Here is a 16,651-nt window from a genome sequence, read left to right on the forward strand (position 1 = left end):
CTACGGCCTCACCCGCTCAGTACTGGGCGTCCCGGCCCTGCCGGCCGAGCCGGCTGTGACGGCGCCCGTACAGGAAGTACACGACGAAGCCGATCACCATCCAGACGGCGAACCGGAACCAGGTCTCCCCCGGCAGGTTGAGCATGAGCCAGACGGAGGCGGCGATGGACAGGATCGGCAGCACCGGCACCCAGGGGGTGCGGAAGGCGCGCGGCAGGTCGGGGCGGGTGCGGCGGAGCACCATGACGCCGATGGCGACGACGACGAAGGCGAAGAGGGTGCCGATGTTCACCAGGGTCGCGAGTTCGTTGATGCTGGTGAAACCGGCGACGATGGCGATGATCACACCGAGCAGGATGGTCGGCCGGTACGGGGTCTTGAACTTGGGGTGCGTGACGGAGAAGAAGCGCGGCAGCAGGCCGTCGCGGCTCATCGCGAAGAAGACGCGGGTCTGGCCGAGCAGCAGGATCAGACAGACCGTGGTGAGGCCGACGGCGGCGCCGAAGCTGATCACGCCCGCGTAGAACGGGTGTCCCGCGGCCTTGAAGGCGTCGGCGAGCGGGGCGCTCACGGACAGCTCCGTGTAGTGCTGCATGCCGGTGACGACGAGGGCGACCGCCACGTACAGCACGGTGCAGATGAGGAGCGAGCCGAGGATGCCCCGGGGCATGTCCCGCTGCGGCAGCTTGGTCTCCTCGGCGGCCGTGGCGACGACGTCGAAGCCGATGAAGGCGAAGAAGACCACGGAGGCGGCGGTGAAGATGCCCATGACGCCGAAGTTCGTCGGCTCGTATCCGAAGATCAGCTGGACCATCGGGGAGTCCCAGCCGGATGTGCCTCCGGGCGGGCTGACGGCCGGCGGGATGAAGGGCTTGTAGTTGTCGCCGACGATGAAGAACAGGCCCGCGACGATCACGATCATCACGACGGTCACCTTGATCGCGACGACGACCGCGGTGATCCGGGCGGAGAGCTTCATGCCGAGGACGAGGACCACGGTCAGCACGAGGACGAGCAGGAAGGCCAGGATGTCGAAGGTGCCGCCCGGGATGTCCGGGCCTTCGAGCGAGGCCGGCAGGTGCCAGCCGATGTTGTCCATGAGGGATCTGACGTAGCCCGACCAGCCGACGGCGACCACCGCCGTACCGAGGGCGAACTCCAGGACCAGGTCCCAGCCGATGATCCAGGCGGGCAGCTCGCCGATCGACGCGTACGCGAAGGTGTACGCCGATCCCGCCACCGGCACCGTCGAGGCGAACTCGGCGTAGCACAGGGCGGCCAGGGCGCACACGATGCCGGCGGCGACGAAGGCCAGTGCCGTGGCCGGTCCCGCGTTCTCCTTGGCCACCTTGCCGGTGAGGACGAAGATGCCGGTGCCGATGATGACACCGACGCCGAACACGGTCAGATCCCAGGCCGACAGGGATTTCTTGAGCGCGTGCTCGGGCTCTTCCGTGTCGCGGATCGACTGTTCGACCGATTTTGTCCGGAACAATCCGGAATTGGCGCGTGGTTGCTGGTCCGTACTCACGTCGCACCTCCCTGCCATGGGGCTGCCCGCCCTGTGGTCAGAATGCACGCGAAAGGGCCGGTCGGCACTCCGAAGAGTGAGCCGACCGGCCCAAAGGTGACGCTCGGTGAGATCGCGCGGGTCAGTCCCGGGCGGGCTCCACGGCCTTGGGGCTGGTCTCGAAACGGTTGTCGAGACGCGAGACCAGACCGGTGACCTGGCGGGCGATGTCCGGGGCGGTCAGCCCGATCTCGGCCAGGACCTCGCCGCGGGAGGCGTGGTCGAGGAAGCGCGGCGGGATGCCGAAGTCACGCAGCGGCACGTCGACGCCCGCGTCGCGCAGCGCCTGGGCGACGGCCGAGCCGACACCGCCGACACGGCTGTTGTCCTCGACGGTGACGACGACCCGGTGACGCTCGGCCAGCGGGGCGAGGGCCTCGTCCACGGGCTTGACCCAGCGCGGGTCGACGACCGTGGTGGAGATGCCCTGCCGGTCGAGGAGGTCGGCGACCTCCAGGCACATGGGGGCCAGGGCGCCCACGGAGACCAGGAGGACGTCCGGCCGGTCCGAGGCGGGCTCGCGGAGCACGTCCATGCCGCCGACGCGCCGCAGGGCGGGGACGGCCGGGCCGACCGCGCCCTTCGAGAAGCGGACCACGGTCGGGGCGTCGGTGACCTCGACGGCCTCGCGCAGCTGGGCGCGGACCTGGTCGGCGTCGCGCGGGGCGGCGAGCCGCAGGCCGGGCACGACCTGGAGGATCGACATGTCCCACATGCCGTTGTGCGAGGCGCCGTCGGTGCCGGTGATGCCCGCCCGGTCCAGGACGAACGTGACGCCGCACTTGTGCAGGGCCACGTCCATCAGGACCTGGTCGAAGGCGCGGTTGAGGAAGGTCGCGTAGACCGCGAAGACCGGGTGGAGGCCTCCGGTGGCGAGGCCGGCCGCGGAGACCGCGGCGTGCTGCTCGGCGATGCCGACGTCGAAGACCCGCTCGGGGAAGGCCTTCGCGAACTTGTCGAGGCCGACGGGCTGGAGCATGGCCGCGGTGATGGCGACGATGTCCGCGCGCTCCTTGCCGAGCGCGACCATCTCCTCGGCGAAGACGCCGGTCCAGTCGGCGCCGGAGGAGGCGATGGGCAGGCCCGTGTCGGGGTGGATCTTGCCGACGGCGTGGAAGCGGTCGGCCTCGTCCTGGAGGGCGGGCTGGTAGCCGCGGCCCTTCTCGGTGAGGCAGTGGACGATCACGGGGCCGCCGAAGCGCTTGGCGCGCGTGAGGGCGGACTCCAGGGCCTCGATGTCGTGGCCGTCGATGGGGCCGACGTACTTGAGGCCGAGGTCCTCGAACATGCCCTGCGGGGCGATGAAGTCCTTGAGGCCCTTCTTGGCGCCGTGCAGGGTCTCGTAGAGCGGCTTCCCGACGACCGGGGTGCGCTCCAGGATGTCCTTGCCGCGGGCGAGGAAGCGCTCGTAGCCGTCGGTGGTGCGCAGGGTGGCCAGGTGGTTGGCGAGGCCGCCGATGGTGGGCGCGTAGGAGCGCTCGTTGTCGTTGACGACGATGACGAGCGGACGGTCCTTGGCGGCGGCGATGTTGTTCAGCGCCTCCCAGGCCATGCCGCCCGTGAGGGCGCCGTCGCCGATGACCGCGACGACGTGGTCGTCCTTCTTCAGGACCTCGTTCGCCTTGGCCAGGCCGTCGGCCCAGCCGAGGACCGTGGAGGCGTGCGAGTTCTCGATGACGTCGTGCTCGGACTCGGCCTGCGAGGGGTAGCCGGAGAGGCCGCCCTTCATCTTGAGCTTCGAGAAGTCCTGGCGGCCCGTGAGCAGCTTGTGGACGTAGCTCTGGTGGCCGGTGTCCCAGAGGACCTTGTCCTTCGGGGAGTCGAACACCCGGTGCAGGGCGATGGTCAGCTCGACCACACCGAGGTTGGGTCCGAGGTGCCCGCCGGTCTTGGAGACGGCGTCCACGAGGAACGACCTGATCTCGTCGGCCAGCTGGTCCAGCTGTTCCGGGGAGAGCCGGTCCAGATCTCGCGGTCCCCTGATACGGGTCAGCAGAGCCACCCGTTCCTCCTTGCTTTGAGCTGGTCGAGCTTGCCGATTTGTCGAGTCTAATGTTCCGTCTTGGATCGTGGGCATCGGGCCGGGGGGTGAGGCGTCACCCGCACGGCCGACAAGCCGCTGATCTGTACGGCTCTGTACGCGCGCGTGCACTGCTCCGGACGCGCGGGAGCCCGGCACCGGTTTCCCGGTGCCGGGCTGCTGTGACGGTTGTTACGCGCGGCCCGCGGTCTTCTGCGTGCGGCGGGAGACCGAGTCGATGATCACGGCGATGAGCAGGACCGCTCCGGTGATCATGTACTGGATCGCGTTCGAGGACAGGTTCATCTGGTTGAGACCCTGGACGATCGACTGGATGACCAGGATGCCCAGGAGCGCCGACCAGACCTTGCCGCGTCCGCCGAACAGGGACGTGCCGCCGATGACCGCGGCGGCGATGCACATCATCAGCTGGTTGCCGCCGCCGAGGGAGCGGTCGGCGCCGCCCGTCGCGGAGGCGAGGAAGAGGCCGCCGATGGCGCCCATCGTGCCGGAGATCATGAAGACCGAGATCCGGATCCACGACACGTTGATGCCGGCGCGGCGGGCGGCCTCGATGCCGCCGCCGACCGCGAAGACCTGACGGCCGTAGGTGGTGCGGCGCAGGACGAAGTCGGTGACGAGCAGGATCACCAGGAAGATCACCAGGGAGAGCGGCAGGCCCTGCTCCTGGTTGAAGCCGTACGCGGCGACGAGGACCAGGACCGCGAGGACGGCGGTGCGCAGGATGATCTCGCTCTGCGGGCGGTGCGGCAGCTCGGCGGCCTTGCGGCGGCGGGAGTCGCGCAGCTGGGCGAGGTAGAAGGCGGCCACGACGACCACGGCGAGGCCGTAGGCGGCGGCGACGTCGGAGAAGTAGTACTTGGTGAGGTCGCCGACGAAGCTGCCGATCGGGGTGGGGATGGTGGAGCGGTCGCCCATGACCCAGGTCTGCAGGCCGGCCCAGCCGAGGAAGCCGGCGAGGGTGACGACGAAGGCGGGCACGCCGATCTTGGCGAACACCAGGCCGTGGAAGGCGCCGATCAGGGTGCCGGACAGGATGCCGAGGAGGATGGCGAGGGAGTCCGGCATGTCGGTGCCGAGCACGCCCCAGACCGAGCCGGCCAGACCCGCCACGGAGCCGACGGCGAGGTCGATCTCGCCGAGCAGCAGGACGAAGACGATGCCGACGGCCATGATGCCGGGGCCGACCGCGTACAGCGTGATCTGGTCGAGGTTGTACGAGGTGATGAAGTTGCCGGTCAGGGCCTGGAAGACGATGCCGATGACGATCAGGCCGACTACGACCGGCAGCGAGCCGATCTCGCCGGAGCGGATCTTGCGCTTGAACTCGTCGACGTACCCCTTGAAGCCCTGCTCGCGGACGAGGAGGCGGGGGTCGACGGCGGGCACCGCGGCGGCCGCCGGGGCCTCCTCGCCCGTCCGCGGGTCGGGCACGGTGTCCTCGGAGGTACGGGGGGTCGTGCTCACTTCGCTACCTCCGCGTTGCGGGCCTGGCGGCGGGTCACGGCGTTGTCCGTGGCACCGGTGATCGCGGCGATGATCTCTTCGTGCGTGGTGGTGGCCACCGGGAAGGTGCCGTTGTTGCGGCCCAGGCGGAGCACGGCCACGGTGTCGGCGACGGCCTTCACATCGGCCATGTTGTGGCTGATGAGGATGACGCCGAGGCCCTGCTCGCGCAGCCGCTCGACCAGGTCGAGGACCTGCGCGGTCTGCTCGACGCCGAGCGCGGCGGTCGGCTCGTCCAGGATCACGATCTTGGGGTCGCCGACCAGGGCGCGGGCGATGGCCACGACCTGCCGCTGTCCGCCGGAGAGGGCGGCGACGGGGATGCGGACGCTGGGGATGCGGATGGAGAGCGTGGAGAGCAGGTCCTTGGCCCGCTTCTCCATGGCGACCTCGTCGAGGACGCCGCCCTTCTTGATCTCGCGGCCGAGGAACAGGTTGGCGACGACGTCGAGGTTGTCGCAGAGCGCGAGGTCCTGGTAGACGGTCGCGACACCGAGGTTCTGGGAGTCGTGCGGACGCTGGATCTCGACCCGCTCGCCCTCCCACTCGATGACGCCCTCGTCGATGGGGTGCACGCCGGCGATCGTCTTGACCAGCGTGGACTTTCCCGCTCCGTTGTCGCCGACGAGCGCGACGACCTCTCCTGCGTGGACTTCGAGATCGACACCGGAGAGGACCTGAACCGCTCCGAATCGCTTGAAGATCCCGCGCAACGCCAGCACGGGCGTCTGGGACACGTGAACCAACTCCTTCGCCGCCCTGGGGGGCGGCGGCATGTCGCGCCGGCGGTGCAGCGCCGAAGTTTCGAGGGGGGCTGAGCTCGTCCGGCCCCCGGACCGACAGCGGGGTCTGGGTCGGCCGGGGGCCGGACGGGCTTGGGGGGCGGATCCGGTCGTCGGGCGCCGGCCTTGTTACCAGGGGTCTTCACCCTCTGTACGCGGGCGGCGGCGCCCCTGCCAGGGGGCGACGGGTGCCGGGATCCGTGCCGCCGGCTCCGTGAGGGCCGGCGGGGTGGGGCCGGGGCTACTTGATGCCCAGCTCCGTGCACTTGGCGGCGAGGTCCGCGGTGCAGAGGTCGGCGGCCTTGTAGATGCCGTCCTTGACGACCGTGGACTGGATGTTGGTCTTGTCGACCACGACCGGGGCGAAGAGGGTGCTGGGCACGCCGTCGGTCTCGCCCTGGGCGCCGATCTCCTTGCCCTTGAGCAGGTTCACCGCGAACTTGGCGGCCTCGGGGGCCAGCTGGAGCGGCGACTTGTAGATGGTGAAGGTCTGGCTGCCGGCGATGATGCGCTGGACGCCCGCGACCTCGGCGTCCTGGCCGCCCACCGGGATGCCCTTGACGCCGGCGTTCTCGAGGGAGGTGATGATGCCGCCGGCCATGCCGTCGTTCGCGGAGTAGACGGCGCCGATCTTGTCCTTGCCGACCGAGGAGATCGCGGCGGACATCTTCTCGCCCGCGACCTTCGGGTCCCACTCGCCGGAGGCCTCGTAGGCGATCTTGCCGACCTTGCCGTCGAGGGCGGTGTGGGCGCCCTTCTTGAAGAGGGCGGCGTTCGGGTCCTTCTCGTCGCCGTTGATCATCACGACGTTGGCGGTGGCGGCCTTCGCGCCCAGCGCGGTCAGCAGGGCCTGGCCCTGGAGCTCGCCGACCTTGTTGTTGTCGTGGCTGACGTAGGCGTCGGCGCCCGGGACGGCACGGTCGTACGCGACGACCTTGACGCCCTTGGCCTTCGCGTCCTTGACCCAGCCCTCGGCCTTGGCGGCGTCGACCGGGTCGAGCGCGATGACCTTGACGCCGTCGGCGATCAGCTGGTCGAACTGCTGCTTCTGCTTCACGACGTCGGAGACCGCGTTGTTGTAGACGATCTCGCAGTCGGAGCAGGCGGCCTTGACGGCCTTCTCGAACTGGGGCTTGTCCAGGGCCTCGTAGCGCGAGGTCTTGTTCTCGGGAAGGAGCAGACCGATCTTGGTCGAGCTGCCCTTGTCTCCGCTGTCGTCGCCGCCGGCCTGGCCGCAGGCGGCGAGCGAGAGGGCCATCGAGACCGCGGCCGTGGCTATGACGGCGCGGCGCGTCACTGCGTTCATGTGGGGTTGCCTCCCTGACGAGGCCGCGACGTTGCGGCCGAGGTGGCACGAAGTCAACTCGGCTGTAACGTTGACGTCAAGAAGTAAATTCTTAACGAGATGACAACGACGGTGTTCGTTATCTAAGTGAAGGCAAGACGCGAGACCGGGGCGGCGGCGGGCAGCGCGCTCTCCAACAGGGTCGAATCGCCCATTTCACTCAGGACGAGGGCGAGGGCCCCGAGCACCTCCGCACGCCCGCCGAGGGCCCCCTGGGCCAGCGAGAGCTGCCGGGCGGCATGGGGATCGCGTACCGCGAGACGGAGTCCCTGATGGGCGCCAGGACCAGCTCACCGGCCTCCGCGAGGTCGCCTCCGAGCACCACCCGGCTGGGGTTCAGGAGGTTGCAGAGGTTGGCGATGCCGCTGCCGATGTGGCGTCCGACGTCGGCGATCACCCGGCGGCAGCCGGGGTCGCCCTCCCGGGCCAGCTGGACGACCCGCTCCATGGTCAGATCGGGGCCGTGGCTCGGCTGGAGCAGGGGCAGCACGTAGCGGGCCGCCGTGAAGGTCTCCAGGCAGCCTCGGTTGCCGCAGCGGCAGACCGGCCCCGACTCGTCCAGGGTGATGTGCCCGATCTCGCCCGCGGTGCCGCCGGGCCCCCGGTAGACCCGTCCGTCGATGACGAGACCGGCGCCGACGCCGCTGGCCACCTTGATGTAGGCCAGGTCCTTGACGCCCCGGCCGCTGCCCCAGACCAGCTCGCCGAGCGCGCCGAGGTTGGCGTCGTTGTCGACGTGCACGGGGACGCCGAGCCGGCCGGAGAGCTCCTCGGCGGGGTTGATGCCGCTCCAGCCCGGCAGGATCGAGGTCGAGCCCAGGGTCCCGGACGAGACGTCGATCGGGCCCGGCACGCCGAGGCCGACGCCGATCACCTTGTCGGGGCCGATGCCGGTGGCCCGGATCAGCCGCTTGACCAGCTGCTCGGCGCGGTCGAAGCCCTCGGCCGCGGAGGCGTCCACGTCGAGCGGCTCGGCCTCCTCGGCGAGCACCTGGTGGGCGAGGTTGCCGACGGCGACCCGGAGGTGGGTGTGGCCGAAGTCCACGCCGATCACGATGCCCGCGTCGCCGGAGAGCGAGACGCTGCGGGCCCGGCGGCCCCCCGCGGAGGTGGGCGTGACCTCGACGGTGCCCCCGTCCTTCAACTCCCGCACGATGTTGGAGACCGTGGCGGCGGAGAGGCCCGTCGCCCGGGCGATCTCCGCCTGGGTGAGCGAGCCGGCCATGCGCACCGCCCGGACGACCCGTTCGAGATTGGCCCTGTGCAGAGACGTCTGCGACCCCGGAGTCTCCATCGACTCACTCACTCCCACCGTTTTCTCCAACATGTGAACTCTAAGGGGACGCTTTCGCCTTGGTCCCCGTCAAGACCTTGAGTGTCGGACGGTGAGTGTCACACGACGCGCGAGGGCCCCCGGCGCGGGTGCGCCGGGGGCCCTGGGACCGTGATCGTCGGGTTACTTCACGGCGCCGGCGGTCAGGCCGGCCACCACCTGGCGCTGGAAGATGATGTACGCGGCGAGGACCGGGAGCATCGCCATCACCAGGCCGGCGAAGAGGCCGGACCAGTCGCCCTTGTAGCCCTGGCTGACGGCCAGCTGGACGAGGCCCTGCGAGAGCACCTTGTTCTCCGGCTCGGTGTTGAGCACGGTCGGCAGCAGGTACTGGTTCCACTGGCCGAGGAAGTTGAAGATGCCGACGCTGATGAGACCCGGCTTGGCCATCGGCAGCATCACCTGGAAGAAGGTCCGGGTGTGCGAGGCGCCGTCCACGAAGGCCGCTTCCGCCACCGAGGTCGGCAGGGTGCGGAAGAAGGCCGTGAGGAAGAAGACGGTGAACGGCAGCGAGTACGCGATGTAGACCAGGATCAGGCCGTGCAGCGTGTTGAGCAGGGCCATGTTCTGCATGACGTAGAAGAGCGGCACGAGCGCCAGGATGATCGGGAAGCTCATCCCTCCGATGAAGAGGAAGTAGATGAAGCGGTTCCCCGGGAACTCGAAGCGGGCCAGGACGTAGGCCGCCATCGACCCGAAGAGGAGCGTGCCGAGGAGCGAGCCGCCGACCACCAGGATGGTGTTCAGGAAGTAGTCGCTCATGTGCGCCTCGGTCCAGGCGCGCGACCAGTTCTCGAAGTGCAGCGAGTCGGGCAGCGCCCACGGCGAGGTGAAGATCGCCCGGTCGGTCTTGAAGGAGGTCATGACCGCCCAGAGCAGCGGCATGACGACCATGATCGCCCAGATGATCAGGACGCCGTGCGAGAAGACGTTGAGGGTCGCGCCCTCGGCCTTGGCGGTCCTGCGCGGGGCGGACGCCACCGTCTTGGTGACCACGGGCCCGGGGCCGGCCGGGGAGCCGGGGCTCTCGACCCCGGTGGAGGTGGTGTCGGTCGTCTTCATCAGAACTCCAGCCGCTCGCGTCGGCCCAGCTTCATCACGACGGCCGCGAAGGCGAGCGTGACGAGGAGGAGCGCGACACCGATGGTCGTTGCGTAGGCGGCCTGACCGTCCCGGAACGCCTTCTGGTACACGTACAGCGGAAGGACGATGGTGGAGTAGTCGGGCCCGCCGCCGCTGGGACCGACGGTCATGATCTGGACGACCGCGAAGGACTCCGCCCCGAGGGCGAGGATGCCCATGTAGATCCAGCCCGACTGCACGGTGTCCCAGAGCAGCGGCAGGGTGATCTTGAAGAAGGTGGTGAAGCGGCTCGCGCCGTCGAGCAGGGCCGCCTCGTAGAAGTCCCTCGGAATGGACGCCATGCCGGCCGAGAAGAGGACGACGAAGAATCCGACCGTGGACCAGACGAGGACCACCATCACACAGATGAGGGCGAGGTCCGGATCACCGAGCCAGTCCGGCTGGACGCTGCCGAGACCGACACCCTTCAATACGGAATTGATGGCTCCGCTGTTCGGGTTGTACGCGAACTGGAAGAGCAGAGCGACGATCGCGATCGACAGCACCTGCGGGAAGAAATACACGATCTTGTAGAACGATGAACCGCGCACACCCGCGATCGCCGCGCCCCTACGGCGCCGACCGCCGACATTGAGCATGAAGGCGAAGAAGAGCGCGAGTCCCACGGTCACCAGCGGGAGCACCACCGCGAAGGTCAGGCTGTGCTGGAACGATTTCCAGAAGACCTCGTCGTCCAGCATTCTGCTGTAGTTGTCGAATCCGACCATCCCGAATTCGGGGCTCAGTCCGGTCCAGTCCGTGAACGAGTAGTAGATGGACTGGATGAACGGCCAGATCACGAACAGCGCGTAGAGCGCGAGGGGCACCGCCAGGAACCCCACGATGAAACGGTACTTGCCGTGTTGCATTCCTACCGACCCCGATCTTCCCGCGGAGGCGCGCCGCTGGTGCCGCGCGCGAAGGGGCCGGGGCCCGCTCCCGGTCGGCGGGAAGGGGCCCCGGCACTGTGCGTCAGTGCTTGTAGTGCTTGATGCTCGAATCCTTGGCCGCCTCGTCGGCGAACTTCTGGATCTTCTTGATCGTCTCGGCCGGGGTCGCGCGGCCGGCCATCAGCTCGCCGATGCCGGCGACACCGATCTTCTCCTTCTGGAGGGCGACGTACCAGTCCTGGAGGCGCGGGTTGACGACGTTCTGGCCGGCCTTGTCCAGGGCGGCGACACCGGACTTGAGGCCCGGGGTCAGCTCGATGCCGTCGGTGCCGCCGTTGAAGGCCGTCAGGGACTTCACGGACTTCGTGAAGTTCTTCGAGGAGGCCTCGCTGAGCATGATGCGCAGCTGCTCCAGACCGCCTTCGACGTTCTTCGCCTTCGCCGGGACGATGAAGGGCTCGCCGCCGGAGGCCCAGATGGTGCCGAAGGGCAACTTGTCTGAGGAGTCGAGGCCGGTGGGGCCGGAGACGGCCAGGTTGAAGTCGGCCGGCATGGTCTTCGCGGCCTCGTTCTCGACCCAGGAGCCGTTCGGGATGAACAGCGCCTTGCCCTCGGTCCAGGCGGTCTGCGACTGGATGTGGTCGAGGCCGGGGGTGCCCTTGAGGATGTACCCCTTCTTGACCAGCTCGTAGTACGCCTCGAAGCAGGCCTTGACCGCGGGGTGCTCCCAGGCCTTCGGCTCCAGGTTGTCGATGGCGTCGAGCACCTCGCGGCCGCCGACCTTTCCGATCATCGGGTAGAGCGAGAAGGGGACGTAGTACGGGTGCTTGCCGGCGTACGTCCAGCCGGCGATGCCCTTCTTCTTGGCCTTCTCGCAGACGGCCAGCATCTCGTCCCAGGTCTCGGGGTACTTCGCGTCGAGCGAGTCGAGCAGCTTCTGCGAGTACCAGACGCCGTAGACCGTGTAGGCGTAGTACATGATCCACACCGGGTCGCCGTCGAACTGGCCCATCTCGACGATGCCGGGCCGCAGGGTCTCGCGGACCTTCTTCTTCGGGTCGTCGATGGACGGGGCGTCCAGGAGCGGGGTGAGGTCCGCCAGCTGCTTCTGGCCGACGAGGACACCCATGTCCATCTGCTCGGCGCCGGAGTTGTCGATGAGGTCCGGCGGGGTGCCGCCGTTGAAGCGCGGCTGCAGCGTGGTGGTGATCTTCTGGGTCGGGGTGAACTTGACCTGCGCCTTGGGGTAATTGGTCTCGTAGACCTTGATCGCGTCCTTGGCGTACTCCTGTCCGAATCCGCCGTCGAAGAGGACGAAATCGAGCGCTGCCGACTCGTTCACCCCGAGCGGGTTCTTTTCGGACTTCGTGCCCTTCTCGACCTTTCCGTTGCCACCGCTGTCGCTGCTCGCACAGGCGGACAGGAAGCCCATGGTCGGCACGGAGATCAGACCGATAGCGGCGGAACGCTTGATCAGATCGCGACGGCCGAGGCCCTCACCGTTGTGTGCGGAGGTGGATCCCATGCTCAAGTCCTCGCCTTCATTCAGGACTCAGGCGGTGTACCGGTCGCCCGTACTCACTCGCCACAGGCGAAGGGCCCCGCCACCGCGGTCAATTGCAGCCGGGTCGTGCACGCGTCGGGCCGTCGTCGGATTGATCCGACTGGCTGGACGCCGACAGGTATAGTCCACTTCCCTTCGCGGGAGCAAGATCGAAAGCAGGTTTCTCCCGCCATCTTTCCCGAGTTGAGACCTCCGAGATAGGCAGGCAGCTTCTGCGGCGTTTCGTCCAACCATTCGCCACGCAACACCCTTGACACGGCATCAAGGTCACCCCCTCTCCGCGGGGTGACGCCGCGCAGGGCGGGAGGCGTGCGCGAGGGGTTGCAAAATGGGACATATGACCGCCATCGAAACAGTTGTGTCACAAACCAGTTGCCCGGTGAAGATCTCGTGAGAAGGATCCGGGATCATAAAGGTCCCGCCGACCCCTGCCTCCGGCACGGGCGCGCGGCGGGACCTGTCTTGTTCCATACGGATCTGGAGTATTACGTGGCCAACTCTTCTGGCCTTAACCGCACGGGCCTCCTGTCCCGTGTCACGGTCGCGGCGATAACCGCCGCCCTGGTCGGCACCACCACGGCCGCCGTCGCGGCCGACGCGCCGCAGTCCGGCGCCAAGGCGATCAAGCCGGCCGCCGCGCCCGCCGCCTCCGCCGCCTCCGCCGCGAGTGCCTCCGCCGCCTCGGCGGAAGCCGAGCTCCGCTTCCTCCAGGGCGTGTCCGGCTCGTCCCTCTACTGGTACCAGCCGAACGGCTCCGGCGGCTTCGAGCCCCGCGAGTACGCCAACAGCACCTGGGCCAACGTGAAGGCGGCCCAGCAGGCCGACAACGACCACGACGGTGTGGCCGACGACGCCTGGATCCTCTACACCAACGGCACCCTCGGGTACGCCGCGGGCGAGTCGGCCTCCAACGAGTTCACCACCATCGGTGGCGGCTGGAACATCTACAACAAGATCCTCTCGCCGGGCACGCTCGGCGGCGGCGCGGCCGCGGACCTCCTGGCCCGCGACAGCTCCGGCGTCCTGTACCTGTACCTCGGCTACGACAACGGCAAGCTCACCACCCGCTACCGGGTCGGTGGCGGCTGGAACGCCTACAACCAGATCGCCGGTGTCGGCGACCTGAGCGGTGACGGCAAGGCCGACATCGTCGCCCGCGACGCCTCCGGCATCCTGTGGCTGTACAAGGGCACGGGCGACTACAAGGCGCCCTTCACCGGCCGCACCAAGATCGGTGGCGGCTGGGGCGCCTACAACAGCCTCGTCGGCATCGGCGACCTCGACTGGGACGGGCGCAGCGACCTGATCGCGCGCGACTCGGCCGGCAAGCTGTACCGCTACTCGGGTACCGGCAACGCCGCCGCGCCGTTCAAGCCGCGCGCCGTGATCGGCACCAGCGGCTGGAACACGTACCGCATCCTGTTCTGATCCGCCCTCCCGTCATCCCGGCGGGCGCGCGTGACGAACGCGAGGGCCCCGCTCCTCTTCCGAGGAGCGGGGCCCTTTCCGTTCATCCGATCCGTCAGCCGCGGATCAGGTTGCGGAGCACGTACTGCATGATGCCGCCGTTGCGGTAGTAGTCCGCCTCGCCGGGGGTGTCGATGCGGACGACCGCGTCGAACTCGACACCGGTGTCGGTGGTGACCTTGACCGTGCTCGGCGTGGTGCCCTCGTTCAGCTCCGTGACACCCGCGATGGAGAAGGTCTCCTCGCCGGTCAGGCCGAGCGAGTCGGCCGTCTGGCCGGCCGGGAACTGGAGCGGCAGGACGCCCATGCCGATGAGGTTCGAGCGGTGGATGCGCTCGTACGACTCGGTGATGACGGCCTTGACGCCGAGGAGCGCGGTGCCCTTGGCGGCCCAGTCGCGGGACGAGCCGGAGCCGTACTCCTTGCCGCCCAGGATGACCAGCGGGGTGCCGGCGGCCTGGTAGTTCTGCGAGGCGTCGTAGATGAACGACACCGGCGCGCCCTCGACGGTGAAGTCGCGGGTGAAGCCGCCCTCGGTGCCCGGCGCGATCTGGTTGCGCAGGCGGATGTTGGCGAAGGTGCCGCGGATCATGACCTCGTGGTTGCCTCGGCGCGAGCCGTAGGAGTTGAAGTCACGACGCTCCACACCGTGCTCGGTGAGGTACTTGCCGGCCGGGGTGTCGGCCTTGATGGCACCGGCCGGGGAGATGTGGTCGGTGGTGACCGAGTCGCCCAGCTTGGCCAGGACGCGGGCGCCGACGATGTCGGTGACCGGGGTGGTCTCCATCGTCATGCCCTCGAAGTACGGGGGCTTCCGGACGTAGGTGGACTCGGCGTCCCACTCGAAGGTGCTGCCGGTCGGGATCTCCAGGGCCTGCCACTGGGCGTCGCCCGCGAAGACGTCCTGGTAGGACTTGTTGAACATGTCCTCGCCGATGGCGTTGGCGACGACGTCGTTGACCTCGGCCTCCGACGGCCAGATGTCGGCCAGGTAGACGGGCTTGCCGTCCTGGTCGACGCCGAGGGCGTCCTTGGTGATGTCCACCTTCATGGAGCCCGCGATGGCGTACGCGACGACCAGCGGCGGGGAGGCCAGGTAGTTCATCTTGACGTCGGGGTTGATGCGACCCTCGAAGTTGCGGTTGCCCGAGAGCACCGAGGTCACGGCCAGGTCGTGCTCGTTGACGGCCTTGGAGACCTCCTCCGGCAGCGGGCCGGAGTTGCCGATGCAGGTGGTGCAGCCGTAGCCGACGAGGTTGAAGCCGACCTTGTCGAGGTACGGGGTGAGGCCCGCCTTGTCGAAGTAGTCGGTGACGACCTTCGAGCCCGGGGCGAGGGTGGTCTTGACCCACGGCTTGCGGGTCAGGCCCTTCTCGACGGCCTTCTTCGCGACGAGCGCGGCGGCGACCATCACGTACGGGTTCGACGTGTTGGTGCAGGAGGTGATCGCGGCGACGGTGACGGCGCCGTGGTCGATCGTGTAGGTGGTGCCGTCGGGGGCGGTCACCTGGACCGGGTTGGACGGGGCGCCACCGTTCGGGTGGTTGGCCGGGGCGTCGGAGGCCGGGAAGGACTCCAGCTCGGCCTCGTCGGCGGTGGAGACGTAGTTCAGGACGTCGCTCTTGAACTGCTCGGCGGCGTTCGCGAGGACGATGCGGTCCTGCGGGCGCTTCGGGCCGGCGATCGACGGGACGACCGTGGAGAGGTCGAGCTCCAGCTTCTCGGAGAAGTCGGGCTCGGCGGCCGGGTCGAGCCAGAGGCCCTGCTCCTTGGCGTACGCCTCGACGAGCGCGACCTGCTGCTCGGAGCGGCCGGTGAGCTTGAGGTAGTTCAGGGTCTCGCCGTCGATCGGGAAGACCGCGGCGGTGGAGCCGAACTCCGGCGACATGTTGCCGATGGTGGCGCGGTTCGCGAGGGAGGTGGCGGCGACGCCCTCACCGTAGAACTCGACGAACTTGCCGACGACGCCGTGCTTGCGCAGCATCTCGGTGATGGTCAGCACCAGGTCGGTGGCGGTGGTGCCGGCGGGCAGCTCGCCGGTCAGCTTGAAGCCGACGACGCGCGGGATGAGCATGGAGACCGGCTGGCCGAGCATCGCGGCCTCGGCCTCGATGCCGCCGACGCCCCAGCCCAGCACACCGAGGCCGTTGACCATGGTGGTGTGGGAGTCGGTGCCGACGAGGGTGTCGGGGTACGCCTGGCCGTTGCGGACCATGACCGTGCGGGCCAGGTGCTCGATGTTGACCTGGTGGACGATGCCGGTGCCCGGCGGGACGACCTTGAAGTCGTCGAACGCGGTCTGGCCCCAGCGCAGGAACTGGTAGCGCTCCTTGTTGCGGCCGTACTCCAGCTCGACGTTCTGCGCGAAGGCGTCGTTGGTGCCGAACTTGTCGGCGATGACGGAGTGGTCGATGACCATCTCGGCCGGGGAGAGCGGGTTGATCTTCGCCGGGTCACCGCCGAGCGCGGCGACGGCCTCGCGCATGGTGGCGAGGTCGACGACACAGGGCACGCCGGTGAAGTCCTGCATGATCACGCGGGCGGGCGTGAACTGGATCTCCTGGCTCGGCTGAGCCTGCGAGTCCCAGTTACCGAGGGCCCGGATGTGGTCGGCGGTGATGTTCGCGCCGTCCTCGGTGCGGAGCAGGTTCTCCAGGAGCACCTTCAGGCTGTAAGGGAGGCGCGCGGAGCCCTCGACCTTGTCCAGCTTGAAGATCTCGTACGACTCGTCGCCCACGCGCAGCGTGCTGCGGGCGTCGAAGCTGTTCGCCGACACGACAGTCTCCTTCATATATGTGCGCGTTCCACCACATCCTGCCGCCACGTACGCGTCGTCGATCCGCTAAGGTAAGGCTAAGTTAGGTAACCCTTACCGGGGTGGCGGCAGCGGTGCGCCTCGGCAGATATCTCGATGTCGAGATAACTCTAGTACATCACCGCCGCCCGGTCATGCCTGGCATGCGGTGGATCCACGGGAAGCGCACCCCGTCACGCCCCCTACCCACCCCTCCCCACCCCGAACGGACGCCGC

Annotated in this window: 10 protein-coding genes and 1 pseudogene; 1 reads left to right on the top strand and 10 read right to left on the bottom strand. The window is 68.6% G+C overall.

Features of this window, described 5'->3' with window-relative positions; genetic code table 11:
- Positions 1–16 precede the first annotated feature (16 nt).
- The 9 genes and pseudogenes from IE237_RS34155 to ngcE form a co-directional block, all read right to left on the bottom strand.
- Positions 17–1,531 carry an amino acid permease gene (locus tag IE237_RS34155; protein ID WP_229843843.1) on the bottom strand — a complete coding sequence of 505 codons (1,515 nt, stop codon included), beginning with the start codon at positions 1,529–1,531 and terminating at the stop codon, positions 17–19.
- Between the two features lie 121 nt (positions 1,532–1,652).
- Entirely contained in the window at positions 1,653–3,572 is a 1,920-nt protein-coding gene (dxs, locus tag IE237_RS34160) for a 1-deoxy-D-xylulose-5-phosphate synthase (protein WP_189806056.1), read from the bottom strand.
- Positions 3,573–3,782: 210 nt separating this feature from the next.
- The gene (locus IE237_RS34165; RefSeq protein WP_189806057.1) at positions 3,783–5,078 is read right to left on the bottom strand and encodes a sugar ABC transporter permease; all 1,296 of its coding nucleotides are present in this window, start codon (positions 5,076–5,078) and stop codon (positions 3,783–3,785) included.
- Positions 5,075–5,863 (bottom strand): ATP-binding cassette domain-containing protein, encoded by a 789-nt coding sequence (locus tag IE237_RS34170; protein WP_015037000.1) that lies wholly within the window; start codon positions 5,861–5,863, stop codon positions 5,075–5,077. Before IE237_RS34170 ends, IE237_RS34165 begins: the two co-directional genes overlap by 4 nt.
- Positions 5,864–6,140: 277 nt before the next feature.
- Positions 6,141–7,205 (bottom strand): sugar ABC transporter substrate-binding protein, encoded by a 1,065-nt coding sequence (locus IE237_RS34175; protein WP_189806058.1) that lies wholly within the window; start codon positions 7,203–7,205, stop codon positions 6,141–6,143.
- Positions 7,206–7,327: 122 nt separating this feature from the next.
- Positions 7,328–8,538 (bottom strand): annotated as a pseudogene (locus IE237_RS34180) (ROK family transcriptional regulator).
- Positions 8,539–8,700: 162 nt separating this feature from the next.
- Positions 8,701–9,639, bottom strand: a complete 939-nt coding sequence (locus IE237_RS34185) for a carbohydrate ABC transporter permease (protein ID WP_189806059.1) — start codon at positions 9,637–9,639, stop codon at positions 8,701–8,703.
- Positions 9,639–10,568, bottom strand: a complete 930-nt coding sequence (locus tag IE237_RS34190; RefSeq protein WP_189806060.1) for a carbohydrate ABC transporter permease — start codon at positions 10,566–10,568, stop codon at positions 9,639–9,641. Before IE237_RS34190 ends, IE237_RS34185 begins: the two co-directional genes overlap by 1 nt.
- Positions 10,569–10,671: 103 nt before the next feature.
- Positions 10,672–12,114 (bottom strand): N-acetylglucosamine/diacetylchitobiose ABC transporter substrate-binding protein, encoded by a 1,443-nt coding sequence (ngcE, locus tag IE237_RS34195; protein ID WP_189806061.1) that lies wholly within the window; start codon positions 12,112–12,114, stop codon positions 10,672–10,674.
- A gap of 528 nt (positions 12,115–12,642) precedes the next feature.
- Between ngcE and IE237_RS34200 the strand changes: the two genes are divergently transcribed.
- Positions 12,643–13,581, top strand: coding sequence for an FG-GAP repeat domain-containing protein (locus tag IE237_RS34200; RefSeq protein ID WP_189806062.1), 939 nt, complete (start codon positions 12,643–12,645; stop codon positions 13,579–13,581).
- A 94-nt stretch (positions 13,582–13,675) separates the two neighbouring features.
- Here the strand turns inward: IE237_RS34200 and acnA are convergent, their stop codons facing one another.
- Positions 13,676–16,396 (bottom strand): aconitate hydratase AcnA, encoded by a 2,721-nt coding sequence (gene acnA, locus IE237_RS34205; RefSeq protein WP_308433145.1) that lies wholly within the window; start codon positions 16,394–16,396, stop codon positions 13,676–13,678.
- Positions 16,397–16,651 lie beyond the last annotated feature (255 nt).

It is taken from the genome of Streptomyces tanashiensis, assembly GCF_014648895.1.
In the GTDB taxonomy this organism is placed as follows: domain Bacteria; phylum Actinomycetota; class Actinomycetes; order Streptomycetales; family Streptomycetaceae; genus Streptomyces; species Streptomyces tanashiensis.

Coding starts and splice junctions, on each gene's coding strand:
- IE237_RS34175 (WP_189806058.1), bottom strand. CDS start 7,205: ATGAACGCAGTGACGCGCCGCGCCGTCATAGCCACGGCCGCGGTCTCG.
- IE237_RS34185 (WP_189806059.1), bottom strand. CDS start 9,639: ATGAAGACGACCGACACCACCTCCACCGGGGTCGAGAGCCCCGGCTCC.
- IE237_RS34190 (WP_189806060.1), bottom strand. CDS start 10,568: ATGCAACACGGCAAGTACCGTTTCATCGTGGGGTTCCTGGCGGTGCCC.
- ngcE (WP_189806061.1), bottom strand. CDS start 12,114: ATGGGATCCACCTCCGCACACAACGGTGAGGGCCTCGGCCGTCGCGAT.